Source organism: Nannocystis pusilla, assembly GCF_020073745.1.
GTDB classification, from domain to species: Bacteria; Myxococcota_A; Polyangia; order Nannocystales; family Nannocystaceae; genus Nannocystis; species Nannocystis radixulma.
Genome location: NZ_JAIRAU010000011.1, coordinates 94577 through 119192 on the forward strand (window position 1 = coordinate 94577; position 24616 = coordinate 119192).

Below are 24616 nucleotides of genomic sequence, written 5' to 3' on the forward strand. Positions count from 1 at the left end.
CGGCTTACTCTACCCCGGTGACGAATTGCATCGCACGGTACGGCCAGTCGGTGTCGGTGTTCCATTGCGAGACGATCAGGTGGAGGTTGTGAAGGGTCGAATCGGGGTGAATATAGCCGCCGTAGAGCTGGGCGACGGTGGTGTCGTTCTCGAAGCCCCAGGCGCCGCCCTTGATCGGCTTGTAGGTGGTGGCGCGGTAGAGGTTGGAGACCGGGCTGTCGAACACCTTGATCGTGATGTCGTAGTCGGCGGCGTTGAACCACGACAGCACCCACTTGTCCTCGACGCGGCGCAGGCACAGCTCGCCGAACTTGCCGGTCAGGACCTCGGTGGCGGGGTTGCCCCAGCCCCAGGCCCCGTCCAGGTACCCCCACGGCTCGTAGGCGCCCTTGTCGAGCAGCTTGTCGTCGGGGACGCGGTGGAGGATGATGCCGCGGTCGCGGGTGAACGCGGTCGACAGGGTGTAGACGAAGCCGTCGTCGCCGCGCTCCCAGGTCCACAGCTGGCGCAGGCCGTTGTTCTCGTCCCCGGCCCAGCTCGTGCCGGTCGACGTCCAGTTCTCGCCGTTGTCGTCGGACACGGCGATCTCCGACCAGAGCACGTTGCCGAGGCCCGCGTTGACCATGTAATGCAGATACATGCGCGAGCCGATCGTGATCGCGTCCGAGGGCAGCCAGGTGGAGTAGCCGTTGGTGTTGTGCGCGTAATCGAGGATCTGCTTGGCATACGGGCCGCCGGCGGCGCCGGTGAATTCGATGCCTGCCTCGAGGTCCCCGGGCTCGGAGCGCAGGAGCACGGGCGCACGCCAGCCGGGACCGCCGACGCCGTCGTTCTCGAAGGTGTCGCCGAAGATGTACGCGATCTTGCCGTCGGGCTGGCGCACCGGGATGCCCAGATCGGTGCCGCCGACCCCGAATTGCTTGCTGCTGGTGCCGGGGCCGGTGAGGTCGCGGATCTTGCGGGTCTCGGCGCTCGGGTCGTCCGGCGTCGAGGTGGTGCCAGGGCCGGTGTCGTCGCTGGTGCCCGTGGTGCCTCCGGGCGGATCGCCGGCAGTGCCGGGCGGCTCGCCGGTGGTCGTCGGGCCCGTGGTCGTCGCTGCGGTGCCGCTCGTGTCGCCGGCGGTCATCGGATCGTCGCCCGTCGAGCCGAGTGTGGTCACCGGATCGGCGCTCGCCGGGCCGGCGCCGGCGGACGCATCGGACATGTTGGCACCGGCGGAACAGCCGGCGCCGACGAGGCTCACGGACAGGATGCACACCACGCGCGACATGGATCGCACACTATCACGATCACTCGGTCATGGCAACAATCGAGGGCCGCGTGTGGCGAGCGTCACCGTCGATGTGACGCTTGCGATCGGGGGCACGGCCCCTCGCCGTGCATGGCAGCGATGCTGCGACGCGGCGGCCGTCGCGAGGGTTCACATTGTCCGCGAACGCGAATGCTCGTACTCGCGGACGTCGCACTGGCGTCAATCCGCGCGGCCCGGCTGACCGAGCCCGGCGATTCACCGGCGACGCCGTCGCACCAGCGACCCCAGCGCGAGCGCGCCGAGGAGACCCGACAGCGCGCCATCACTCCGCGACGTGCACCCGCAACCTGCGTCGTCGCCATCGGCACCACCGGTCGACCCGCCTGTCGCGGCGCCGGGGCTCGGCGGACCGTCGCCGCTGCTCGTGTCGGAGGGCCCGGAGCCGCCGCTGCTGCCGTCGCTGGTCGGAGCGGTGCCGGTGTCGCCATCGCCGTCGCTGTCGCTGTCGCTGCCGCCGCTGCTGTCGCCGCTCTCATTGCCCTCAGCTCCGGTCGTCGGCGCCCCCGTGGTGCCCTCGCCGGTCTCGCTGCCGCCGGTGTCGTCGGGCGGCGCCGCCGGCGTGCACGGGGTCCCGAGCGCGGTGAGCGTCTTGGCGATGGCGACCGGGTCGGCGAGGATCTGGCTGTGATCCGCCAGCGAGAGGAGCAGGAAGTTGTCGACGTTGGGCGCGGGATCCTGGTACCCCGCCGAGACGCCCGTGACGAGGTCGGCGGCGCCGACGATGTTCGTGTAGCAGATGTAATGCACCGCGTCCGCCGTCGGCAGCGAGTGCCCGGCGCCGAACGGCTTGAGGAGCACGTCCGGCGGCTCCGAGAGCCCGCCGTGGAGCATCGTCCAGTAGTTCGGCTCGAACAGATCGGCGGCAAAGTTGGACTCGGCCGTCTCGGCGTCGATGCCCGCGAGTGAACCGCCGGCGCCGGCGTAGAGGTCGAGCGCCCCGATGATGATCTCCTGCATCGTGATGTCCGGGTCGACGAGCCGCGCCGCGAGCGTCACGTTGGGCAGGAACAGGTCGCTGTCGGCCGGCGGCACGCCGACGTGGGCGTACGGGTGGTGCAGCCCGCCGAACGACACCAGGCGGTGGATCGACCCGCCGCCGTCCTTCTCGAGGATCACATTGTTGAGCACGCCGGTGCCGGCCGAGTGCCCGATGACGTCGACCTTTTCCGCGCCGGTGGACGCGAGCACGTGCTGGATGAACCCGTGGATCTGTCCGCCGGAGACGGTGAGGTGGTCGTGCCCGTTCGGCCCGACGCCGTTCGTCTGGCCGTAATTCGTGCCGTACACGCAGTGTCCGGCGGCGTTCAGGGCGTTGACGAGCGCCCCGAAGCCGTTGACGTCACCGCCGCGACCGTGCACCAGCACGACCGGGTACGGCCGCTCGGGCGTCAGCGGGCAGGCATAGTCGTTGAGCCCGCCCGCTTGCGCCGAGGACGCAATCATCGCAGTCGCGGCGATCGCCAGCGACATGGTCGTGCCATCAATGCGCATCAGGCCCTCATCTTTCGACCGACGAGGTAAACACGGTGTCTACCACCTGTCAAGACCCCGCGCGATCGTCGCTCGTGCCAGCAATCTCAAGCATACGAATGAGCGAATTTCTCGACAGGGGGCCCCGAGCCGCCGATTCGCGGGTCGGGTCGTCGTCATTTGTACTTCTCGGGAGTATGCACGCAGCCCTTCAATATAGGACGGCTCCGATAACCCGCCGACGCCTCGAGCATGGAGGCCCGGGACCACGCCGAAGCCCCGGCTCGAGGTCGACAGCACCCGGTCATGTTGTGCACATCGTGCGCCTCCGGTTCCTGGCATCACACGCAGATGCGAATCTGCCTGCACGCAATGCGCTCCGCGCTTTGCCCGGCGCTGCCTTGCTCGCGCGCGCCGAGGAGCTCGAGCGCCGCGACCAGGCTCTGAAGCGCGACGATCAGGGCGCGCTCGCGGCGCTCTTGAAGGGGCGAGCGCGAACGGCTACGACGCCAGGCCATGACCACGCGGCGCGCCTCCTGTACCTGCGGCCAGCTCGGTGTCACCTGCGAGGGCGACCCCGTGCGCGTCTCGATCTGTCACTGCCTCGCCTGCCAGCAGCGAACCGGGAGCGCCTTCGGCGTCCAGGCGCGCTTCGCTCGCGAGCAGGTGACGTTCTCCGGCGCCGCGACCGAGTTCGTGCGCACGGGAGACAGCGGCGGCCGTGCGACCTTCCGCTTCTGTCCGACCTGCGGCTCGACCGTGTTCTGGGAGCTCGACGGTTTACCCGGCTTCGTCGCGGTCGCCGTCGGCGCGTTCGCAGATCCGGGCTTCATGACGCCGAGCGTGTCGATCTACGAGGTTCGCCGCCACGCCTGGGCGATCGCGCCGGACCTCGACATCGAGCACCTGGACTGACCGGCTCCGGAGCCGAGCCGCCGGCGCGGGTCGTGGGCGAAGACCCGTTCGTCACCCGCCTGCCGGGCGCGCTGGAGGTCGTGGCCCTCGTCCATGCCGGGCATGGTTGCAGCTCGGGGAGACGAACGTCCTACAATGCCCGCGCCGGGGGGAAGCGCCGCATGGATCCGAGCCGTTCGCAGACGCAGTACATGGGGTGGAAGATCGACTACGCGAACCCGCCGGGGGAGCCGGGCTTCATCGGGCCGGACTCGGTCCACTGGCGCATCTACAAGAACCCGATCGCGCTCGGGGTGGGCGGTGTGGCGGCCGTGCTGCTCGAGTTCGCGGATGCGCGGATCCGCAGCGGGGTGTGGGATCATTCGACCTACAAGGCCGATCCGGTCGGCCGCTCGCGGCGCACGGCCATCGCCGCGATGGTGGGCGCCTACGGGCCGCAGAGCGCGGCGCGGCGGGTGATCGCCGGCGTCAACAAGATGCACGCCAGGGTCGTCGGCCAGACGCCGGGCGGTGAACCGTACCGCGCCCTCGACCCCGAGCTGCTCGACTGGGTCAGCGCCACCGCCGTGTACGGGTTCCTCACCGCGTACGACCGCTTCGTCGCGCCGGTGTCGGCGGAGGACCGGCGCCGCTACTTCGTCGAGAGCGGGCCGGTGGCGCGACTCTACGGGGTACAGACGGTGCTGACCTGTGAGGCCGACTTCACGGCGATGATGGAGCGGCTGGCGCCGCGCTTCGAGCCGCACCCGATCGTCGACGAGTTTCTCACCATCATCAAGACCGGCAAGGGCCAGGCCGGCGCGCTCGGCTTCTTCTACCGCGCGATCGCGCGGGCGGCCGTGTCGATCCTGCCGCCGATGGTGCGCGCGAGGCTGCAGCTCGGCCCGGAGTACGACCTGCGAGGAGTCGACCGCGCGCTGGTGCGGGCCGCCGCCGCGGTGGCCGAGCGCTTCCCGGCGAAGAACTCGCCCGCGACCCGGGCCCCGCTGCGCTTCGGCTTGCCGGCGAATTTCCTCTACCTGAGCCGCGAGCGGCAGGCCGAGCTGCTCACGGCCCGCCTCCGCCAGTGCCCATGATCTTCAGGCCGCGGGACGCGAAGGGATGGGCGACGATCGCCGGCGGCCTGTCGCACGAGACATGGGACAGCATCTCGCTGTCAGTCTTGCGTGACGGCCGCGAACGGGGGCGGGTGATGTCGCGCGACCCGGCCGGAAAAAGTCGGGAACCTGGCGGGGGCGAGGTTGTCGAGGGCCCTGCGCGCGTCCCGATCGTTCGATCGCCGCGCCGGAGGATCTTGTCATGGGTCGAGTGTCGATCGCGGTGTCGTGCGCCTTGCTGGCCCTCGGCGCGTCCCTGTCCACCAGCCATGCCGCGCAGGCGGTGTCCGAATGCGTGAAGGTCGAGCCCGAGGCGAGCGCGCGAGGCATGGCGCTGCGGGTGCGCAATCAGTGTGAATTCACGGTCCGCTGCGAGCTCCGCTGGAGCGTGCGCTGCGAGGACGACACGGCGGAGACGCCGGAGAGGCCGATGAGCCTGGAGGTCCGCCTCGCGCCCAGCCACGCGCGCGAGGTCCTGGCCTCCGGGGAGGCCTGCGGCGAGCGGTTGTGGGAGATCGCCGACGACGTGTGGGAATGCAAAGAGGTGCGGTGAGCTCGGCTCCCGCCGACGCAGCGTCACGCCGTCGCGCACAGCGCCAGGCCTGACGCGATCGACATCAACTCGTCGCCGCTGCGCAGCTTCGCGGCGCCGAAGCGCGCCTCGAACAGCGCGCGCACGGCCGGCACGAACGCGGTGCCGCCGGTCATGAACACGCAATCGACCTCGTCCGCGCTCACGCCGGAGCGGGCGAGCGTGTCGTCGAGGCACGCCGCGATCGCGGCCGTCACCGGGGCGATCCAGCCCTCGAAGGCGCGGCGGGACACCGAGGTGTGGAGCTCGATCTCGCCGTCGCTGAAGTCGAAGCTCGCCTGCGGTCGGCGCGACAGCTCGACCTTGGTGCGCTCGACCGCCTTGTGCAGGTGGAACGCCCCGTTCGTCTCGATGATGTGCATCAACGCGGCGATCCGCTCGGGGTGACGCGCGCCGCGGCGCAGGCGCTCGAGCTCGGCGCGCACGCGCGAGCCGGCGAGGAACGGCAGGTGATGCCAGCGCGCCAGCTTGTAATAATAGGAGCCCGGGATCGGCCGCTCGGTGCCCATCTCGACGTAGGTGCTGCCCTTGCCGAGCGCCGGACACACCAGGTTCTCGATCAGCGCCGCGTCGAGGTCGTCGCCGGCCGCCCCGACGCCGCCGGTGCCGACGATGTCGCGGGCGCGCGCGCTGCCGTGACCCGTCGGGCCCATGCGCATCAAGCAGAAGTCGGTGGTGCCCGCGCCGAAGTCGGCGACCAGGGCCAGCTCGGGCCGCGTCAGCGTGCGCTCGTAGTGATGCGCGGCCGCGACCGGCTCGAGCTCGAGGCGCGCGTCGTGGAAGCCGGCCACGCGGGCCGCCGCCAGCAGGCGCGCGGCCGCGAGGGCGTCGTCGTTCGCGGTGCGCCCGCCCGCGAAGCGGACCGGCCGGCCGATCGTGACGGCGCCGATCGGCCTGCCGAGGCTCTCCTCGGCGCGCTGGCGCAGCCGCAGCAGGTACAGCGCGATCATGTCGTCGAGCCCGATCGTGTGCTGGGCGATCGTCGTGCGCCCCAGCGACTCGGTGGTCAGGTGGGTCTTGAACGACTGCATCAGGCGGCCCTCGCCCATGCACTCGAGGTAGGCCGCGATCGCCTCGCCGCCTGCGGTGTACTGAATCGGTTGCCCGCGCGGCTGCTCGTCGGGCTCGAAGAACAGCAGCGTGCGCCAGCTGGGTCCGAGCACCCCGAGCGTCGGCAGCTGGGCGAAGCGAACGCGACCGTCCGTGTCGGCGATCGCCAGCGCCGAACTCGACGTGCCGAAGTCGATCCCGACCCTGGGGCTGTTGGCGGGCGTCATGGGGGGCGCGTTGTACCGTGAACGTGGCTCCTTGGCGCGCGCGGCTTCGGCGCCGGTGGCCGTACCGGCCCCTGGGGCCCGGCAGAACGGCCCGCTGGGGCGCATGCGCGCAGATCTGTGAGGGACCCGTCCTGCTCGCGCTGACGGCGCTGATGGGTGCGCCGCTCCAGGTGGTGACGCGATCGTCGAGGCCACGCGCGTCCGTCCTCGCGTCCACGGGCCCACGGCGCGGCGCACCGCGCATCATCTGTTCGCAGGTCGAACGCGAGGTCGCGCCGACTCGAACCGTCGCCGAGGATCGAGCCGCACCGTCTCGGGCTCAGCTTCATCGGCACCGTGTCTTATTCGTCGATCGCCTCGAGCGTGTGGCACCTCGGGCCATGGCGGAGAACTGCCCGGAGAGGCGCTGAGGCGTGGTGCGCCCCGTCGCATTCGACGCTTCGGCGGCGAGAGCTACGGCGGCCTCGATCTCGGCGACGGACCGCTCGCGCCGAATCTGTACCAATACGTCGCCGAGGTCGACGGCGACGGTGCGCCGCAGTGGAGCCGGCGCGTCAGCCCCGGCCAGACGGGGCTGCAGGCGGTCGCCTACGACGGCGCCGGCGCGCTCTTCGTGACCGGCGGGCTCTACGGCGGCGGCAACGACTTCGGCGGCGGTCCGCTCGTATCGCAGGGCCAGGGCGACATCTTCCTGGTCAAGCTCGACGGCGACGGCCAACACGTGTGGAGCCGCGGCTTCGGCGATCCGAAGCACCAGGCGCCCGCCGCCGTCGCGGCCGCGGCGACGGCGGTCGTGGCGATCAGCGGCGAGCCGAGCGGCGCCGTCGATTTCGGCGACGGACTGCACATGGTCGCGGGCAACTTCCCGCAGGCGTTCGTCGCCGTGTTCGGCCCCTGACTCGCGGCGCGAGCACGGGCCGCGACGCGGCCGCGGTCGCCCGCGCGCATGGGTTCGGACGGGCGCGACGAGACGCGCCGGAGGTCGTGACTCCGAAGTCACGCGTCGGCGCTGGCGAGCGCTGCGGCCGCGCGAGAATGTCGAGACGAGCGCACGCGCGACGCGCGGGCCATCGGCGCGCGACAGCGAGACCCAGGGGCTCCGATATCGCGCTTCACGATCGCCGCGCTCCGGAGCGAACGAGCATTCACGGGACCTTTCGGCTCGAAACCGAACCTGTGGCCGCCTTGACACGGTTTTTCGGCGCACGCTACGTTGCAGCGGCAATGGATGGCCTCGCTCTCACCGAAGCACCCGAGCGAGGCGTCGCGCGCGGTGATCACTCATGAACAGCAATGACAGCCTCGTCAACGCCGGTGAGGGCGTCAAACTCGCCATTCCGCCGACCTGGAAGCGCAACGCCATGGTCGTGTTCTCGAACGGTCAGCAGGGCGAGGGGGGCGCGTCGGTGGTGGTCCGCCGCGAGACGCTCGAACCCCGGATCACCCTGCAGCACTACATGGACGGGCTGCTCGTCGAGCTCGCGCGCAGCGTGCCCGAATTCGCGCTCATCGAGCGGCGCAGCCGCACGCTCGGCGGGCAGCCGGCCGGCGAGTTCGTCTACACCTTCACCGCCAAGGGCGAGGCCTACGAGCAGCGCCAGATCGTCACTCTCGACATTCCGGGCAGCGTCCTCTCGATCGTGATGACCTCGACCCTGAAGAAGTCGTCCGACTTCTACGATCAATGGGAGAAGATCCTCGGCAGGGCGGTCCTCACGCCGCCCGCCGAGGTCCGCCGCCCCTGACCCGAGGAGACGCGTATGACCGCCGCACTCGCCGCGCGAGAGACCGACATCATCAAGCACTCCTCGAAGCTGCTCGGCTTCTTCGCCGGGGCCGTGGCGGCCGCGGTGCTCGCGGCCGTCTTCATCGGCACGGGCGGCGTCGGGTTCTTCGTGGCGGTCGGCGTCGGCGGCGCGCTCGGCTACGGGGGAGGCGCGCTGGCCGACATGTTCATGGAGAACCCGGGCATCGAGACCGGCATGCTCCTCCCGTCCGACGGCCTGTTCATCGAGATCAACGGCCTCGACGCGGCGGCCGTCCTCGACAAGGGCGAGTGTTACGTCCCGGTCGTCTACAGCCACGGCACCAAGCCCATCGTCGAGGGCAGCCAGACGGTCCTCTTCAAGTGCTGCCCGGCGGCCCGCAAGGGCGACAAGCTGATCTGCGACGCGGTGATCTCGAGCGGCTCGCCCGACGTCTTGATCGGCGGCGCCCGGGTCCGCATCGCCGGGACCCGGCGCACGTGGGTCGACGAGGCCCTCGACATCGGCAGCGCCTACCTCACGGTCGCGTTCATGGGGTCGAACCTCGCCAGCATGGCCGCCGGCGCGGTGATGGTCGGCGTCGGTGATATCGCGCAGTACGTCGCAGGCAAACTCGGGGCGGATTCCATCGAGCAGTGGGGAGCATCGGCCGTCTCGGGCTTCCTCTTCGAGCCGCTCGTGGCACCGATCGACGAGTGGGGTGAGCGCGGCGCCACCCGCAGGGGGATGTTCCGCGACTACGTCCGCCGGAAACGAGCGGCCGGTCAGACACCGCTCTCGCGGAGAGCCTACGCCCGCAACAACTTCGTCCGGCAGGGCGTCGAGCGACGGATGGCGGCGCGCCCCCGCTGGCACAGTACGGCCAAGACGGGCGTCTCGCTGGCCGTCGACTTCGCGCGGGCCTATCGCGATTTTCAGCGCGACCAGCGTGTCCCCGAGGGACGCAGTCCCGCCCTGTGCGGCGATCAGTCCTGGCTCGAGCCGGCGTGAATGGTGGCACCGTGGCCGACGAGATCGACGACGACCTCGAGCTGTTCGCCATCCAGGCGAAGCGCGCCTGGGAGCTGCTGCAGCAGCGGGTCTGGGGCGCGCACTGGGACTATTCGCAGCCCTGCCTCGATTACTCGCGCGCCTCGCTCCTGCGCCTGTCGGACTGGCTGCTGCTGGCGGCGCGCGGCGAGGGGGTGAGCGACTTCCAGGCGCTGGTGATCCCCGCCTGGCAGTACCTCGGCGAGACGGTGCTCGAGCACGCGCGCGGGGACTGGGAGCGCCGTCCGGACGGATTGCCCGGCGTCGCGGTGGAGTGCACGAGCGGCGACGTGCGGCGCGTCGACATCACCGCGATGATCGCGGCCTGGGTCGCCGCGGTGCGCGGCGGCAAGGGGGCCGAGCGGCCGGTGCTGGTCGAGCAGTTCGACCGCGCCGTCGCGGGAGCGCTGCCGCCGATTCGCCTGCCCGACTGAGGGCCCGCGGCGCGCCGCTCACCGCAGTGCCAGCACGAGCAGGATCACGAGCAACAGCACGAGGTTGGCGACCACCAGCACGACCTTGAGCGGCAGCTTCGCGCCCGTCGCGGGCGGGACGTCGCCCGGCTCTTTTGCCGGCACCGGCGGCCGCGCGGGGGCGGCGGGAGCAGCCGCCGCGCGCCCGGGACGCGGTTGTTCGACCGCGGGGACGATGAATTCCGGCTCGCGCGGCGAGACGGCGAACGACGGCGTCGGTTGCAAGATCTCCGTGCGCTCGTTCCGGCCGCCGAGCGCGGCGCGGTTGTCGACGAAGATCTCCGTACGGTCGGCTCGACCGGACGATCTGTTGTCGACGAAGATCTCCGTGCGGTCGATTCGACCGGACGACGATGATTTGTTGTCGACGAAGATCTCCGTGCGGTCGACTCGACCGGACGACGATGATTTGTTGTCGACGAAGATCTCCGTGCGGTCGACTCGACCGGACGACGATGATTTGTCGGCGACAAAGATCTCCGTGCGGTCGGCCCGGCCGGACGACGCTGAGCGGTCGTCGACGAAGATCTCCGTGCGGTCGGCCCGCGCCGACGACGATGATTTGTTGTCGACGAAGATCTCCGTGCGGTCGGCCCGGGCCATGGAGTCGCTCGCGGCCGCGAGAGCGCCGAGCCTGGCCGAGCCCGTGTCGAGCAGGCGCAGCGCCGCCGCGCCGCGGGCGGCCGGAGGCAAGATCTCCGTCCTGGTCGGGTCCGGCGCGGCCGGGCGGCTCGGGAGCCTCGTCGACCTGAGGTGAGCCAGGAGCGTCGGCTTCGAGCCGCGGGGGAACGCCACCGTGCGATCGACCGGCTGGTCGGCCGTGCTCCCGCCGGGCATCGACAATGTCGCGCTCGGCGGCGGCACGATCGGGAGCGGCGCCATGGCGGCGGCCGGGGGTGACGACTGCACGACGGACGGCGCGAGGCCGGCGAGCGCGCTGCTGCTCGGCCTCACCGGCTCGACCGGCGCCTTCGCCGGCGAAGGCGTCAGGGAATTCGTAAGGCCCGGCGGGCGCACGCTCGTCGGCGAAGGGGTCATGCCATTCGCCGGACCCGGCACGCGTACGAGCTCCGCCGGCGAAGGGGCCATGCCATTCGTCGAACCCGGCGCGCGCGGCAGCTCCGGCGGCGACGGAGCGGCGGTGGACGCGGGGACCGCCGCGGGCGGCGGCGCGGGCGACTGTGACGCTTCCACGGCGGGCGCGGGGCCGAGTCCGAGGAGCTCGCGCAGGGCAGCCCGCATCGTCGAAACATCGGGCAGACGCAGCTCGGGGTCGCGGGCCAGCGCCGCGGCGAAGAAGTCGTCGACGGCCTGCGGGGCCTCGGGGACGAGCGAGCGCAGGCGCGGTGCCATCGTCGTCGGCGGCCGCACGCCCGCGACGAGCTCGAACAGGATCAGCGCCAGCGAGAAGATGTCGCTCGCCGCGTCGCCCGGCCCGCTCGCCTGCTCGGGCGCGCGATAGCCCGACTCGTCGGGTCGGCCCTCGAGGGGCTCGAACTCGGCGATCCCGTAGTCGAGGAGCTTGACCTGCCCCTGCGCGTCGACGGTGCAACGGGCGGGGATCAGGGCGCGGTGAGCCAGGCCGATCGTCGCGTCGACGGCCTCGAGGATCGCGGCGACCTGCTCGCCGAGGGCGAGCCCGCGCTGCCACGGGAGCGGGCCCTCGTCGGCGCGCAGGCGATCGAAGCCGCGGCCGACCTGGGCCTCGGCGAGGCAGTGCGGCGGCGTCGGCGGGGCTTCGGTGATGCCGTGGAGCGGCGAGAGGCCGGGGATCTGCGCCGCGGTCGTGAACTCGACGAGCTGCGCGAACGAGGCCCAGGCCTCGGGTTCGCAGCGGGCGGGATCGATGAGCACGAGGTCGACCTCGCTGCCGCCGTCCTGCGCGCGGAACACCTGGGCCGCCCCCCCGCCGCGGAGGAGGGCCGTGAGCTTGTAGCGATTGGCGACGCGGTCGCCGACGCGTGGTGCGAAGCTGGCGGACAAGGGACGCTCAGCAGTTGATCTTCACCAACGGCCCACCCTGGAGCTCCAGCGGGCCGCTACCCGCCTCCACGCGGCTCGGGCCGCCGCTGGCGACGCCGATCGAGCCGGCGGCCCGCATGGAGATGTTGCCGCCGGCCTGAATCGAGATGTTACCGGCGGCCTCGATGAAGATGTCGGGGCCGTTGAGGGTGATGCGCGCGCTGCCGCTGGTGACGGTGAAGAACGTGTCCTGCATCTTGGTGCCCGTCGGCGGGATCGACGGCGCCGGCGCGCCCTGGGCGATGGTCACGGTGTGCACGGTGCCGACGAGGGTGGAGTCGCTGGCGCCGATCGTCGCGTTGCGGTGGGCGCCGACGGTCTCGGTCAGGTTGTTGAGGATGTTGGTGTTCCAGTCCTTCTGGGCGTGCAGGAACACCTCCTCGGAGCCCTTGCGGTCCTCGAAGCGCAGCTCGTTGAAGCCGTCGCCGCCGAGGGAGCTGTCGGACTTGATGGTGCTCTTCGTCTTCTCGTCGGGCAGCGGATACGGCGTGTGGTTGTTGCCGTGGTAGATCCGCCCGGTGATGATCGGCCGGTCGGGGTCACCCTCGATGAAGTCGACCAGCACCTCGTGGCCGATCCGCGGCAGGAACATCGCGCCGTAGCCGTTGCCGGCCCACAGCTGGCTGACGCGCACCCACGTCGCGCTGTTCTCGTCGTGCCCGCCCTCGCGGTCCCAGTGGAACTGCACGCGAACGCGGCCCCACTGATCGGTGTGCACCTCCTCGCCGTCGGGCCCGACGACGGTCGCCGTCTGCACGCCGCGCATCATCGGCCGGGGCGTCTGCCGCGGCGGCCGGAACGGCACCTTGAGCTCGGTGACGGTGAAGACGTTGGTGTAGTTGTTCTCGCCCGAGGCGTCCTGGTCGAGCACCTGCGGCTGCTGGCCGGAGTGGCGGACGTGGATCAGTCGGTACTCGGCGTTGAGCTCGTGCCTGGGGTGCCCGGCGAGCGTGATGGTGCGGCCGGGGACCAGGCGCGGGCAGTCGCTGTCGCCCATGCCGGCGCGCCGCGTGGCCTGCAGCGCCTCGAGCCGGATCTTCGCCAGCGATTGCCCCTGGTGCGGACCGCCGCGCTTCGGGTCTTGATACTCGCCGGGGAACTCGTAGACCTCGAGGTCGGCGTCGACCTTGGCGACCTCCTTGACCTCGAGGTCGAGGTCGGGCTTGTGCAGGTTGAAGTCGCGGAGCGTCACCTTGCCCGAGCGCATGCGCCCGCCGAAGCGGAACGTGCGGATGTGCTCGCGGTCCTGGATGGTCCCGCGCGGCGGGTCGAACCACATCGTCGAGGTGCCGTCGATCGGCGAGTGGGCCTGGACCTGATCGGCCATCACCCACACGTGGCGCGACTGCTCGTGCTCGAAGAAGTAGAAGATCCCGTCCTCCTCGAGCAGGCGGCTGACGAATGCGAGGTCCGTCTCGCGGTATTGCACGCAGTAGTTGCGCGGGGCGTACGTCTCGCCGAGCGAGAAGCGGAACCAGTCGCGCCGCAGGCCGGCCCGCGTCAGCACGTCGGTGACGATCTGCTCGGTCGTCTTGTCCTGGAACACGCGGCAGTCCTCGCGCAGGCTGAGCCGGTGGGCCCACGGGACGATCGTCAGCTCGTACAGCTGCAGGCCGCGGGTGTAGCCGACGTACTCGGCCTCGGAGACGATGCCGTGGATCGGCCTCGGCGACTCGGCGCCGTTCAGCGACAGCAGGGCCGGCTGCCCGAGCAAGGCCTCGGCGTCGAAGTCGAGCCCCGCGGCCTCGACGCGGAACTCGTACAGCTGCGACAGGCCCTCGGTCCCGGTGAATCGGACCACCCGAAGCGGTGAGCCGCCGACGGTGAGGTCGAAGACCGGCTTGTCGGAGGTGAGGCCGGACGCGGTCGATACGAGTTCGGAAATGGACATCGGTCGGACCGGAGCCGCGTACAGGCCCCCCTGCGCGCGCCAAGATACGGCGCGGCCCGTCTTGGCGTCAACGCGAGGCCGCCGCGCTGCTTCGAGCATTCCCGCGCCCGCCGGCCTGCTGCTGTGAATCGCCGGACCTGGCGCGGGCGACGCGGCCCTCGAATCGTGATTGAACCCCTGCGCTTCGCGCTGCACACCGGGGGCGCCCTGCGCGGTTGCGATCGAGCGCGCTCGCGCGAGCGCCCGACAGATGACGTGGGAGTCCCGAGTCAGGGTGCCTCGCGGATTGCCGACTGCGCCGCGACGCCCGGCGAAGGTCCGCGGCGAGTTCAGGTCTCATCGCCCGTCGCCGAGCACGCACGACATCCGCCGGTCGTCTCGCGGCACACCATTCAATGTGGTGACTCGCGCATCTGAAGTGCGGCCAATCCCTCCCTCTCGATCATCGACGATGCTCGAGTCGCCTCGCGTCCCCAACCCCGAATCGATACACGAGATCGGTGCGACGAACGGGCGAGCGCCCGCTCCTGGCCGCGCCGTCGCCCCGCGCGCCTTGAATCACGCGGTGCGGAATGCTATAGGGTCACGCGTCACACCGCGAGGAGATGATGATGAACGTTCTCGTTCATGTCGTGCGCTCGTTCGCTACACTGGACCAAATGGAGCTCTCGGCGGCGGACGCCGGGCCCGACGGCGGCGACCCGCACTCCGAGCTCCTCCACAACGCCGACGGATCGAACGATCGCTACAACGGCATTGGTCGTACGCGCGTTCCGGGCGCGTGCACCGCGACGTTGCTCGACGTCGGCGGCGCCGACGAAGCCCCCGCCTACGCGCTGACCTCCGCTCACTGCACGAATTGGTGGGAGAACGACCGCTCGTTCGAGGAGCGGCCGCTCGACCACCCGGGCGAGGTGACGTTCCGCTTCTTCACCGACACCGTCGATCGGTACCGAACCGTCGCAGTGACCGTCGCAGCGTTCTCGAGCATGAGGGGCACCGATCTCGCGCTCCTCCGCCTCGACGAGCCCGTCGGCGCGCTGCGTGCCGACGGCATCGAGGGCGTACCGATCGCGACCGCGCTCCCCGCCGAGGGTGCGCCGATCGTCAACGTCGGCGCGCCCCAGGGCACGAGCGAGGATCCATACGAGGAGCACCTCCGGCTGGGGCGCTGTTCGCTCGGCGAACGGACTCCGGTCGTCGAGTTCGAATGGTTGTGGCCCGACGCCGTGGCGAACGACTGCCCCGACGTCTTCGGGGGCAGCTCGGGCTCGCCGCTGCTCGACGCGTCGGGCGCGATCTTCGCGGTACTCAACACGGGAGCGGCTGAACCCCGACACGCGCTCTGTCATCTCGACCACCCGTGCGAGCTCGAGCCCTGCGGGCCCGCGATCGACATCGGACGCAACTACGCCATGCCGGTCGCCGGCCTCGGCGCGTGCTTCGTCGACGGCGCGCTCGACCTCGCCGCGGCCGGCTGCCCGCTGGCCTCGGGGCCCGTGGTGACGTCGAGGCGCCTGACCGAGCGATACGAGCGACCGAGCGCCACCGACGCGGCGATCCGCGTCTCGCTCGCCGAGGACCACGGATGGACGCACTACCGGGCGAAGTTCGGCCTGGCGCAGGACACGGACTGCTACGTCGACGCGGGCTACGGGGCCGCGGTCGCGATCGCGGAGGTGCCGGTGTTCGCGGCGCCGCTGCCGACCACCGACGGGCTCACCGTCGTCTGCTTGCGCGGCGGCACCTCCGCCGCGTCGATTCAGCCGCCCTCGCACGCGGTCGCGTGGCTCACCGCGAGCGACTCGACGCCTCCGCCGCTCCCGCTTCCGGTCTGGCACGACCCGCCGCAAGCGAACCGCGTGCGCTTTTGGGTGGAGGTCGAGGACCCCACGTACGCCGGCTTCGACCAGAAGTCGGGCCCGGCCGACACCACCGACTGCGACGAGCCCGCGGACTATCATTTCGTCAACGTGCTGTTCGGTCAGTTCACCGTGGAGTCGACCGGCGGGCCGACCCGCGTCTGCGTCGCCGCCCACGACCGGGCGAACAATCGCAGCGAGCCCATGGAATGGACCTTCTTCGAGTGAAGCTCAGGAGCGCCGGCTCGCGGACGGCGAGCAGGCGCTCCTGTGATTCATCGCAGTTTTTCAGTTCGGCTTCTTGATCCACACCTTGTACGCGCCGCTGCCGCTGTACGACTCGACGAGCCAGGCGTAGTAGCCGGCGGTGCCGTTGTACTTGATGGTCTCGTTGGTCGAGGCGGTCTCGGCCTTGGCGACCAGGGCCCAGGCGCTGCCGTTCCACTTGTACAGGTAGAGGTCGTAGTCGGTGCCCGCGGGGCCGACCAGGTAGCCCTCGTGCGCGCCGGAGGTGGTGCTCTGGTAGTAGCTGCCGTTCGGGTGCTGGTCGGCGTCGCCGGGGCCCGAGAGCGAGCCGCTGTACTCGGTGCACCCGGTGCACGGGGCGCCGTTGTCCGGCGGAGGCGGTGGCGGCGGGTTCGGGTTGCCCGAATAGGGCGAGCCGCAGGTCTGGCTGTAGGCGCCGCTCGGGGCGCCGGCGTTGCAGCCACCCGACCAGGTGTCATTGACGCTGCCGGGATTGGTCTGGAAGTTGTAGCAGCCGGGGCCCGGGTTCCAGGTGCCGTTGGCGTCGTGGCACGGGGTCAGGTCGAGCGCGGTCTGCTGCTCGAACCACTGGATGCCCTTGTGCATCATCGAGTACATGCCGCCGGTGCCGCACGCGCCGCCGTACGAGGTGATGCCGAACACGCGCCAGGTGCCGTCGGCCAGCTTGATGAACGCCGGCCCGCCGGAGTCGCCCTGACAGGTGTCCTTGCCGTTGCCGCCGATCGAGATTTCGTCGCCGTTGAAGCCGTTGATGGTGGTGGTCACCTGGCGCTTGATGCCGTAGGGCCCGTTGTCGGCGTTGCCGAAGCCGACCAGCGTGACCTGCTTGCCGGGCTGCAGGTTGCTCGTCTCGCAGCCCATCAGGATCGGCACGATCGGCACGTCGTTGACCGCCTGCGACAGCTTGCACACCGCGAAGTCGTTGCCGTTGCCGGGCTGGCCGCCGGGGTAGACCTTGCACCACTGCGGCGTGACGCTCTTCGCCGCCGACTTGTAGTTCTCGCCGAAGTAGATCTTGCTGTAGCTGGCGCCGCAGTGGGCGGCGTAGATGACCACCTGCGGGTGGACCAGCGTGCCGGTGCACGAGCCGCCCAGCTCGACCGTGGAGGCCCAGCCGCACGCCGGCACCGTGGTGCCGCCGTAGATCGCGTCGCCCTCGTCGTCCTCCTCGATCGAGAACTCGTCGCTCGCCCCCTCGTCGATGCTCGGCGGCGCCGGCGGCGGGTCGGCGAGGTCGGCGAACAGCTCGTCGTGGCGGACCAGCCCGGGCCGGCCGGCGTCGGTGATGTCGCCCCTGGCGACCGCCTCGTCCGCGCTGTCGACCTCGACGTCGAGCGGTTCGGTCTCGGGGTCGCAGGCCGCGGTGGCCAGCGCGAGCAGCGAGAGCGGCGTGAGCAGGACAATGCGATGGATCTTCCGTCGATGCGTCATGGCGAGCTTCCTTGTCGTTGGTCGTGCGAACGGGGCGCGGCCGCGGCCTCAGGCGGCCGCCCGCGCCCCGAACCGGATCGAATGTGCCAGTGCCGCCAATGCCCGGGCGCCGGATCTGGGGCGGCGCCGGGTCGGCGGCGAATCGGTGATCGGTTCGGTGGGCACTCGAATCCTAGTTCATCCTCTCGATACCCAGACGACCTACATCGCGTCAAGCGCGAACGCGACGACTCAGGGCCGCGGCCCCCATATTGGGGCCTGTCGGACGCACTCACACGCGACTCTGCTGAATCGTCGAATCAGCGGAGTCAACCGTACCCGATACGCGCACTGCAGATCATGATTTGCCGGAGCGCCGCGCCGGGTCGAGGCCGAGCGCGGGGAGAATCGCCTGGTCCACGATTGCGACGAGTTGCTCCTCGCTCGGCGGCGCGTCGGCGTCGAGCGCCAGCTTGAACACCAGCGCCTCCCCGAGGTCGGCGACGATCGGGGTGATCCGCGCCGGGTCGATGTGGCCGCGGGCGGCGTAGAAGCGCAGCACCGTGAGGGTGAAGCGGCCGCCGCGGGCGTCGAACACCCGCTCGTAGAGGGCCCGGGCCAGCTCGGGGTAGCGCCGGCGCTCGGCCATGATCGCGGCCACGGCCGCGGCCGTCGGGGTGCCGAGCCACGCGACCAGCTGCCGCAGCGCGCGCAACAGGTCGCCGCGCAGGTCGTCCGCCGCGGGTGACGCCACCTCCTGCGGGTGCTCGTCGCGGATCGCGTCGAGCAGCACGTCGTGCGGCGCCGACCAGCGGCGGTACAGCGAGGTCTTGGCCGTCCCCGCCCGCCTGGCGATGCCCTCCATCGTCAGCCGCCCGAGCCCCACGGCCGCCAGCTCGGCGAGCGCGGCCTCGTGGATGCTTTGCACCAGCGCATCGCCGCGTCGGCGGGTCTGGGGAGATGCGCGCTTTTGCTCCTGCCGGGTCATGAACCTCCTCTTTTAAGATACGTGTCCGTATCTTAATCGCGTGCCTTTAGATACGCTGGCGTAGCCAAAAACGCCGGCCGACGCAACGGCCGCGAGAAGGAAGGTCTCCGATGTCCCCTGCCGCCGAACTGCCGCCGCGCTCGCTGGCCCCCGACCTCGCCCGCGGGGCCATGCTCCTCGTGATCGCCCTCGCCCACGCCCAGGTGTTGCGCGCCCCGGGCAGCGGCGGGGCGCTCGGGCAGGCGGTGGCCGCGTTTCACACGCTGTTCGTCGACAGCCGCGGCTACCCCATGTTCGCCGCGCTGTTCGGCCACGGCCTCGTGCAGCTGCAGCAGCGCCGCGGCGCCGAGCCGCTGCGCCGGCGCGGCCGCTGGCTGGTCGTGTTCGGCCTGCTCCATGCGCTGCTGCTGTTCCACGGCGACATCCTCGGCGCCTACGGCCTGCTCTCGCTCGGCCTGCTGGCCGCGCTGGGGCGCCCCGACGGCCCGCTGCTGGTCCGCGCCGGCGTGTGGGCGGTGCTCGGCGCGGTCGCCTTCGGCCTGGCCTCGCTCGCCATCCCCGACGGCGCCGACGCGGTCGCCGATCCGCTGGTCTCCGCGGGCTATCGCGTGCTCGGCTGGATCGTCGCCACCCCGCTGTTCGCGATCATGGCGGCCGGTCCGGTGCTGTTCGGGGTCTGGGCCGCGCGCCGGCGCCTGCTCGAGCAGCCCGGGCGCCACCTGCCGGCGCTGCGTCGGGTCGCCGTCCTCGGGATCGCCGTCGCGGTGGTCGGCGCGCTGCCGCTGGCGCTGCTCAAGGCCGGACCGCCCGCCTCCGCGGCCGCGCTGGCGAGCGCCACGGCCCTCCACACCCTGACCGGCTACGCGGGCGGCCTCGGCTACGCCGCGCTCGTCGCCGTGCTGGCGGCGCGGATCGGCGAGCGCCGAGGACTCCTGACGCGAGCGCTGATCGCCTGCGGCCAGCGCTCGCTGAGCTGCTACCTGGCGCAGTCGCTGGCGTGGCTGCTGCTGTTCGAGCCGTACTTCGCCGACCTCGGCGGCGAGCTCGCGCCCCAGACGGCCGCGGCGGTCGGCTTCGGCGTCTGGGCGCTCACCGTCGTGCTGGCCGACGTCCTGCGCCGACTCGATCGCCGCGGCCCGGCCGAGGCGCTGCTGCGCCGCCTCACCCACGGCCCGGCCTGACGCCATGCGCATTCGCGCCGCCCGGCAGTGTGGACATTGGGTCCAATCGATGATTTCGCCGGCGGGCGAACTCGGCGCGCCGTCGTGCACGAGACATCGGCCGACGGTACCGCGGAGCGTGGCGCACTCGCCCGTGTCCATGACGCGGCGCGAGCGACGTCCCGGGGCGGCGAAAGATCGGCCAGGATCGTCGAAAACGGCGCCCTGGCGGCCTCCTGCGCCCGCTTTTACGTTGACCGGGCGATGCGACTCCGACCTCACCTCTCTCGCCGCCGCTGGCTCGCCGTCCTCGGCGCCGCCGCGGCCGGACTCGGTTGTGTGCGGCGCGCGTCGACGAGGAGCCTCATGCCATACGACGTCATCATCATCGGCGGCGGTCCTGCGGGACTCAGCGCCGCCCTCGTCCTCGGCCGCGCGCGCAAGCGGGTGCTGCTGTGCGACGCCGGCGAGCCGCGCAACGCCCGGGCCGAGCAGATCCACACCTTCGTCACCCGCGACGGCACCCCGCCGGCCGAGTTCCGCCGGATCGGCCGCGAGCAGCTGCGGGCCTATCCGGGCGTCGAGGTCCGCGACGTCCGCGTCGCCGCGCTCTCGCGGGAGGGCGACGGGTTCGTCGCCGCCTTCGCCGACGGCACCCGCGCCGCCGCGCGCCGCGTCCTGCTGGCCGTCGGCGTGCGCGACATCCTCTCCGACGACCTCCCGGGCCTGCGCGAGCTGTGGGGCCGCAGCGTGTTTCAATGCCCGTACTGCCACGGCTGGGAGGTCCAGGACCGGCGCTTCGCGTACCTGTCCCCGGGGCCAGAATGGGTCCGCTGGGGCGTGTTCCTCACCGGCTGGTCGCGCGACGTCGTCGTCCTCACCAGCGGCGCCTACGCGGTCGACGACGCCGCGCGCGACGAGCTGCGGCGGGCCGGCGTCGGCCTCGACGAGCGGCCGCTGCGGCGGCTCGTGGCCGAGGGCGGCGAGCTCGTCGCGCTCGAGTTCGCCGACGGCGGCACGCTCGCGCGCGAGGTCTTGTTCGCCCGTCCGGCGCAGCAGCAGACCGAGCTGGTCCAGCGCCTCGGCCTCGAGCTCGACGAGCACGGCTTCGTCCGCGTCGACGCGCTCGGGCGCACCTCGGTCGCCGGCGTCTTCGCGGCCGGCGACCTCACGACGCCGGTCCAGGGGGCGCTGCTCGCCGCGGCCGCGGGCATGCAGGCCGCCGCGGGGCTGAACCACGAGCTGACCGTCGAGCACGCGCTCAGCGGCGATGCAGCGCCCGCCAGGCCGCCGGCGGCATCGCGTGCTCCCGGCGGAACAGGCGGATGAAGTGCGACGCGTCGGCGTAGCCGACCCGCCCGGCGATGTCCTCGACCGACTCGTCGGTCGCGAGCAGCCGGCGCCGCGCCTCGGCCAGCCGCCCGGCGATGATCCACGCCTGCGCGGTGCGCCCCGTGGCCTGGCGCAGCGCGGTGGTCACGTGGGCGGGCGAGCGGCCGATCGCGGCCGCGACGTCGCGCAAGGAGATCGGCGCGAAGCAGTGGCGTTCGATGTAGTTCAGCGCCGCCGCCACCAGCGGCGGGCGGCTCCCGGCCACCGCGGCCGGGATGGTCGCGCGCGCCAGCTCGGCGAGGATCAGCGCGAACAGGCTGCGCTCGACCAGCGCGTGCGCCGGCTCGCCGCCGCGGCTCGACTCGCGCGCGAGCTCCTCGAACAGCCGCTGCATGTGGGGCCGCCGCTCCGTCGCCAGCTGCAGCGCCGCCGCGGCGCCCATGCGCACGCGCTCGAACGGCGCCAGCAGCTCGGCCAGCTCGGTGCGCATGAAGCAGGACGGACAGAAGCCGAGCCCCCAGCCCTCGACCCCCTCGGCCCGCACCAGCCGGTGCGGCTCGCCTGCCGGCAGCAGCAGCACGTCGCCGGCCGCGAGCCGGAGCAGCTGCTGCAGCTCGATCTCGACCGCGCCCGCCGTGTAGAACAGCAGCACCACGTGGTCGTGCGTGACCGCCCGCCGCTGCGGCACGAACGGGCGCCCGCCGAGCGGGGTGAGGAACAGCGCCCCGTGGCGGCGCGCCGCCTCGTCCATCCGCGTCCCCTCGCAGCGGTCCATGGCGCTCAGCCTACGCCGGCGCGAGCCCGCGGTCCACCCTGTCCTTCGGGACAGCACATCATTGCGCCGACGCGCCCGCTGCGCCCCTCCGATTCGTCGACATCGGCCGCGCCGCGCCGCGGCCGCGCCGTCGACATCCCCTGCCGCTGCCACGCGCGCCCGACCCCGGGCGACGGCGACAGGCGGCCGTCACAGCGGGGCGCCGCACAACCCGAGCCCGTCGAGCAGGCAAGACAGCTCGAACTCGGGGTTCCACAGCGGCCAGGGGTTGCACACCGCGTCCGGGACGCTCGTCGAGCAGGTGTCGGGCCCGTTCAGGTCGCACACCGGAGCGCAACAATTGTCGGCGTCGCAAGCCGGCAGGAACATCGCGGGCATGCAGGCCGCGCCCTCGACACAGTCGAAGACGCCAGCGCAGGGCATCCCCGCCGGGACCGACAGCTCGTCGCTGGCCGCGCAGAGGAAGTGCGGAGCGAACGGGAAGGTCACGCACGACAGGTGCTCCGGGCAGGCCGGCGCGCGCGGGTCGCAGAGGACCGGGCACACGCCGTGGGTCTTGACGGCGTCGATGAAGCAGTTCGAGCACACGTCGGCGCACTCGGCCTCGTCCGGGCCGCCCTCGCAGGTCGCCAGGCAACGCCCGCTGTCGCCGCCCTGGCTGAAGCCGTAGCACAGCGTGCCCGCCTCGCACGAGTCCAGCAACGCCTCCGAGTCGCACGGCTCGCCGAGGCCGACCGGCTCGTCGGCGACGTCGACGCAGCCCGGCTGCTCCAGCGGCCCGGCGTAGGGCACACACTTCTGTCCCCGAGGACAGGTATCGTTCCACACGTCGCATGCGGCCACCGGCGGCAGGTCCGGCATCACCGTGAAGCCGCCGCTGTCGCTGCTGGACGTCCCTCCGGTGCTCGTCGACACGCCCGCGGTCGAGGTCGTCGGCGAGGTCGACGTCGTCGAAGCAGTCGTCGAAGACGTCGCCGGCTCACCGGTCGTCGTGCCACCGGTGGTGCTCGCCGGACCGGCGTCCTTGCAGGCGACCGCCGCGACGAGCAGCACTGCGTGGAGGGGAATGAACGACGCCCGAAACCTCATCGCGGTGTCCTCCCGTCGGATCGCGGGCAGTCTGCACGCGCGTGCGTCCGACGTCCACGTGCGCGGTTTACGACGCCCCGGCGCTCCCGGGACGTCACGTCGAGACCCAGCGCGCGACGATGATGGCGACGTCGCCCGGCAGCGCCCCGAAACGCAGGTGCACGCGGTCGTCGCTGCCTATCGTGGTAGGCCGAGCGCAGGAGCGCGAAGCGTATGCATGTCCGATGAATCCGGACGGGACAGCTCGCGCTCGTGAGCTCGGCCCGCGTGGTAACTTCACAGAGCATGTCGCCGCGCCGCCTGCTCCTCGCCGCCTGTCTCGTCTCCGCCTGCGGCGAGCGTGCCGGTCCCGCGCAGGCGCCTCCCGTCGCCGCGACCCCGCCCCGCCCCGCGACCACGCCCGCCCCTGCCCCGACCTCGTGCGCCGGCGAGACCGACGAGCCCGCCGCCCTGCGCTGCTGGGTCGAGCTGCTCGCCGGCCCTGCCCTCGCCGGCCGCGACAACGGCAGCCCGGGCGGCCAGGCCGCGCGCGCCGCCATCATCACCGGCCTGCAGGCTTACGGCCTGCACCCGGCCGGAGAGACAGGAACCTTCGAACAGCCGCTCCCACGCGGCGCCAACGTGCTCGCTCGCATCCCCGGCCGCGACCCCGCGCGGGCGGGCGAGCACGTCGTGCTCGCGGCGCACTACGATCACCTCGGCGAGCACGACGGCGTCGTCCATGCCGGCGCCGACGACAACGCCAGCGGCGTCGCGGTCGCGCTCGCGGTGGCGAGGCGCCTGGCGGCCGATCCGCCGGCGCGCAGCGTCCTGTTCGCGGGCTTCGACGCCGAGGAGCCGCCCGACTATCTCACGCCGACGATGGGCTCGAACCACTTCCTCGCCCGGCCCACGCTCCCGCGCGAGCAGTTGGTCGCCGTCGTCTGCCTCGACCTGATGGGCGGCGATCTTTGGCCGGGTCATCGCACGCCGCTCTACGTGATGGGGCGCGAGACCTTCGCCGTGCGACCCGAGCCGGGCCTCGCCGACGACCCGCGGCTGCCCGTGCGGGCGATGCACCTGCGCCTCGTCGAGGATCTGCCGCACGGGCGCCAGGCCTTCAGCGATCACGCCGGCTTCTTTGCCCGCGAGATCCCCTCGCTGTTCGTCTCGACCGGCCGCTCGCCGCACTACCACCAGCCGACCGACACCCCCGACACCCTCGCGTACGACAAGCTGCACGCCGCGGTCGCCGTCGTCGAGGCGCACGTACGTGTCCTCGCGGACATGCCCGATCGGCCAGCGTGGTCGTCATCGCAGCCGCTCGCCGCGGCCGACGCTGCCGTGCTGGCCGAGCTGCTGGCCGCCGCGCTGGGCGAGGGCGGCGCGCGCGGTTCCGCCGAGTTCGGCGGGCTGGCCCGGGGGCGCGCCGAGGCCGATCTCGCTCGCGCCCGCGCGCTCGCGGCCGCCGACCGGCCGCCGACCGCCGACGAGGCGCGCGAGCTGGTGCGCATCAGCCTGCGCGCGCAGTGCCTGCTCGCGCCCGATCACGAGATGCCGACGGCCGCGTGTCTTCTCCTGTGAAGACCGGGCCGCCCGCTCGCGCCGATCACGACATACCGGGCTGCGTGTCTGCTGCTGTGAGCACCACGTGTGCCCACATTCGTGCCTGCACCGAGTAACGACCCCCGGGCTTTCGATCACAAGATTGTCGCGAGCTCGGAGTGAGGTCGCGGCAGCGGCGGCCGTGATCCTCGGTATATGCGGGCTTTCGCGGCCCTTCGCCGCGCTCTCGGCCTTCCGCGCAGATTACGCCCGGTTGCGCTGCGTCGGCGACCCGATTTATAGCGACCACACGGTTGGCTGGCCGCTCTCGACCCGCGGGGTGCTCCGCGAGTGCGGACGCGTGT

At 71.9% G+C, this 24616-nt stretch carries 21 protein-coding genes; 11 read left to right on the top strand and 10 right to left on the bottom strand.

Annotated features, from left to right (window positions below):
- Positions 1-4: 4 nt before the first annotated feature.
- The 3 genes from K7C98_RS11980 to K7C98_RS11990 form a co-directional block, all read right to left on the bottom strand.
- Positions 5-1270: a DUF4185 domain-containing protein gene (locus K7C98_RS11980; RefSeq protein ID WP_224191747.1), complete on the bottom strand. Its 1266-nt coding sequence runs from the start codon at positions 1268-1270 to the stop codon at positions 5-7.
- Positions 1271-1507: 237 nt separating this feature from the next.
- On the bottom strand, positions 1508-2803 hold the full coding sequence (locus K7C98_RS11985; protein WP_224191748.1) for an esterase/lipase family protein: 1296 nt from the start codon (positions 2801-2803) through the stop codon (positions 1508-1510).
- Positions 2804-3123: 320 nt separating this feature from the next.
- The gene (locus K7C98_RS11990; protein ID WP_224191749.1) at positions 3124-3306 is read right to left on the bottom strand and encodes a hypothetical protein; all 183 of its coding nucleotides are present in this window, start codon (positions 3304-3306) and stop codon (positions 3124-3126) included.
- Here K7C98_RS11990 and K7C98_RS11995 point away from each other — a divergent pair.
- The 3 genes from K7C98_RS11995 (at position 3299) to K7C98_RS12005 (ending at position 5347) form a co-directional block, all read left to right on the top strand.
- Positions 3299-3697 (top strand): GFA family protein, encoded by a 399-nt coding sequence (locus tag K7C98_RS11995; RefSeq protein WP_224191750.1) that lies wholly within the window; start codon positions 3299-3301, stop codon positions 3695-3697. The two genes, K7C98_RS11990 and K7C98_RS11995, sit on opposite strands and share 8 nt — an antisense overlap.
- 161 nt (positions 3698-3858) lie before the next feature.
- On the top strand, positions 3859-4773 hold the full coding sequence (locus tag K7C98_RS12000; RefSeq protein ID WP_224191751.1) for an oxygenase MpaB family protein: 915 nt from the start codon (positions 3859-3861) through the stop codon (positions 4771-4773).
- A 223-nt stretch (positions 4774-4996) separates the two neighbouring features.
- A complete protein-coding gene (locus K7C98_RS12005; RefSeq protein ID WP_224191752.1) occupies positions 4997-5347 on the top strand; it encodes a hypothetical protein in 351 nt (116 codons plus the stop codon).
- A 23-nt stretch (positions 5348-5370) separates the two neighbouring features.
- On the opposite strand, the gene K7C98_RS12010 is transcribed toward K7C98_RS12005, so the two are convergent.
- Positions 5371-6663 carry an Hsp70 family protein gene (locus K7C98_RS12010; RefSeq protein ID WP_224191753.1) on the bottom strand — a complete coding sequence of 431 codons (1293 nt, stop codon included), beginning with the start codon at positions 6661-6663 and terminating at the stop codon, positions 5371-5373.
- Positions 6664-7276: 613 nt separating this feature from the next.
- Between K7C98_RS12010 and K7C98_RS12015 the strand changes: the two genes are divergently transcribed.
- From K7C98_RS12015 to K7C98_RS12030, 4 genes are all read left to right on the top strand, one after another.
- A complete protein-coding gene (locus K7C98_RS12015; protein ID WP_224191754.1) occupies positions 7277-7561 on the top strand; it encodes a hypothetical protein in 285 nt (94 codons plus the stop codon).
- A 385-nt stretch (positions 7562-7946) separates the two neighbouring features.
- Positions 7947-8408, top strand: a complete 462-nt coding sequence (locus tag K7C98_RS12020; RefSeq protein WP_224191755.1) for a DcrB-related protein — start codon at positions 7947-7949, stop codon at positions 8406-8408.
- Positions 8409-8423: 15 nt separating this feature from the next.
- Positions 8424-9419, top strand: coding sequence for a PAAR domain-containing protein (locus tag K7C98_RS12025; protein WP_224191756.1), 996 nt, complete (start codon positions 8424-8426; stop codon positions 9417-9419).
- Between the two features lie 11 nt (positions 9420-9430).
- Positions 9431-9892 carry a hypothetical protein gene (locus tag K7C98_RS12030; RefSeq protein WP_224191757.1) on the top strand — a complete coding sequence of 154 codons (462 nt, stop codon included), beginning with the start codon at positions 9431-9433 and terminating at the stop codon, positions 9890-9892.
- Positions 9893-9910: 18 nt separating this feature from the next.
- Here the strand turns inward: K7C98_RS12030 and K7C98_RS12035 are convergent, their stop codons facing one another.
- Positions 9911-11914, bottom strand: coding sequence for a serine/threonine protein kinase (locus tag K7C98_RS12035; RefSeq protein WP_224191758.1), 2004 nt, complete (start codon positions 11912-11914; stop codon positions 9911-9913).
- A gap of 7 nt (positions 11915-11921) precedes the next feature.
- Complete coding sequence (locus K7C98_RS12040; protein WP_224191759.1) at positions 11922-13844, bottom strand: type VI secretion system tip protein VgrG; 1923 nt, start codon at positions 13842-13844, stop codon at positions 11922-11924.
- A 659-nt stretch (positions 13845-14503) separates the two neighbouring features.
- Here K7C98_RS12040 and K7C98_RS12045 point away from each other — a divergent pair.
- On the top strand, positions 14504-15934 hold the full coding sequence (locus K7C98_RS12045) for a trypsin-like serine peptidase (protein WP_224191760.1): 1431 nt from the start codon (positions 14504-14506) through the stop codon (positions 15932-15934).
- Between the two features lie 60 nt (positions 15935-15994).
- Here the strand turns inward: K7C98_RS12045 and K7C98_RS12050 are convergent, their stop codons facing one another.
- Entirely contained in the window at positions 15995-17404 is a 1410-nt protein-coding gene (locus K7C98_RS12050; RefSeq protein WP_224191761.1) for a S1 family peptidase, read from the bottom strand.
- A 337-nt stretch (positions 17405-17741) separates the two neighbouring features.
- Positions 17742-18371, bottom strand: coding sequence for a TetR/AcrR family transcriptional regulator (locus K7C98_RS12055; protein WP_224191762.1), 630 nt, complete (start codon positions 18369-18371; stop codon positions 17742-17744).
- Between the two features lie 110 nt (positions 18372-18481).
- On the opposite strand from K7C98_RS12055, the gene K7C98_RS12060 reads away from it, so the two are divergent.
- Both K7C98_RS12060 and K7C98_RS12065 read left to right on the top strand, forming a co-directional pair.
- On the top strand, positions 18482-19552 hold the full coding sequence (locus K7C98_RS12060) for a DUF418 domain-containing protein (RefSeq protein ID WP_224191763.1): 1071 nt from the start codon (positions 18482-18484) through the stop codon (positions 19550-19552).
- Positions 19553-19897: 345 nt separating this feature from the next.
- Complete coding sequence (locus tag K7C98_RS12065) at positions 19898-20860, top strand: NAD(P)/FAD-dependent oxidoreductase (protein WP_224191764.1); 963 nt, start codon at positions 19898-19900, stop codon at positions 20858-20860.
- On the opposite strand, the gene K7C98_RS12070 is transcribed toward K7C98_RS12065, so the two are convergent.
- Positions 20793-21638: an AraC family transcriptional regulator gene (locus K7C98_RS12070; RefSeq protein WP_224191765.1), complete on the bottom strand. Its 846-nt coding sequence runs from the start codon at positions 21636-21638 to the stop codon at positions 20793-20795. The genes K7C98_RS12065 and K7C98_RS12070 overlap by 68 nt on opposite strands.
- 189 nt (positions 21639-21827) lie before the next feature.
- A complete protein-coding gene (locus K7C98_RS12075; protein ID WP_224191766.1) occupies positions 21828-22727 on the bottom strand; it encodes a hypothetical protein in 900 nt (299 codons plus the stop codon).
- Positions 22728-23012: 285 nt separating this feature from the next.
- Here K7C98_RS12075 and K7C98_RS12080 point away from each other — a divergent pair, with 285 nt between their 5' ends.
- Positions 23013-24290 carry a M20/M25/M40 family metallo-hydrolase gene (locus tag K7C98_RS12080; protein ID WP_224191767.1) on the top strand — a complete coding sequence of 426 codons (1278 nt, stop codon included), beginning with the start codon at positions 23013-23015 and terminating at the stop codon, positions 24288-24290.
- The last annotated feature ends 326 nt before the right edge of the window (positions 24291-24616 follow it).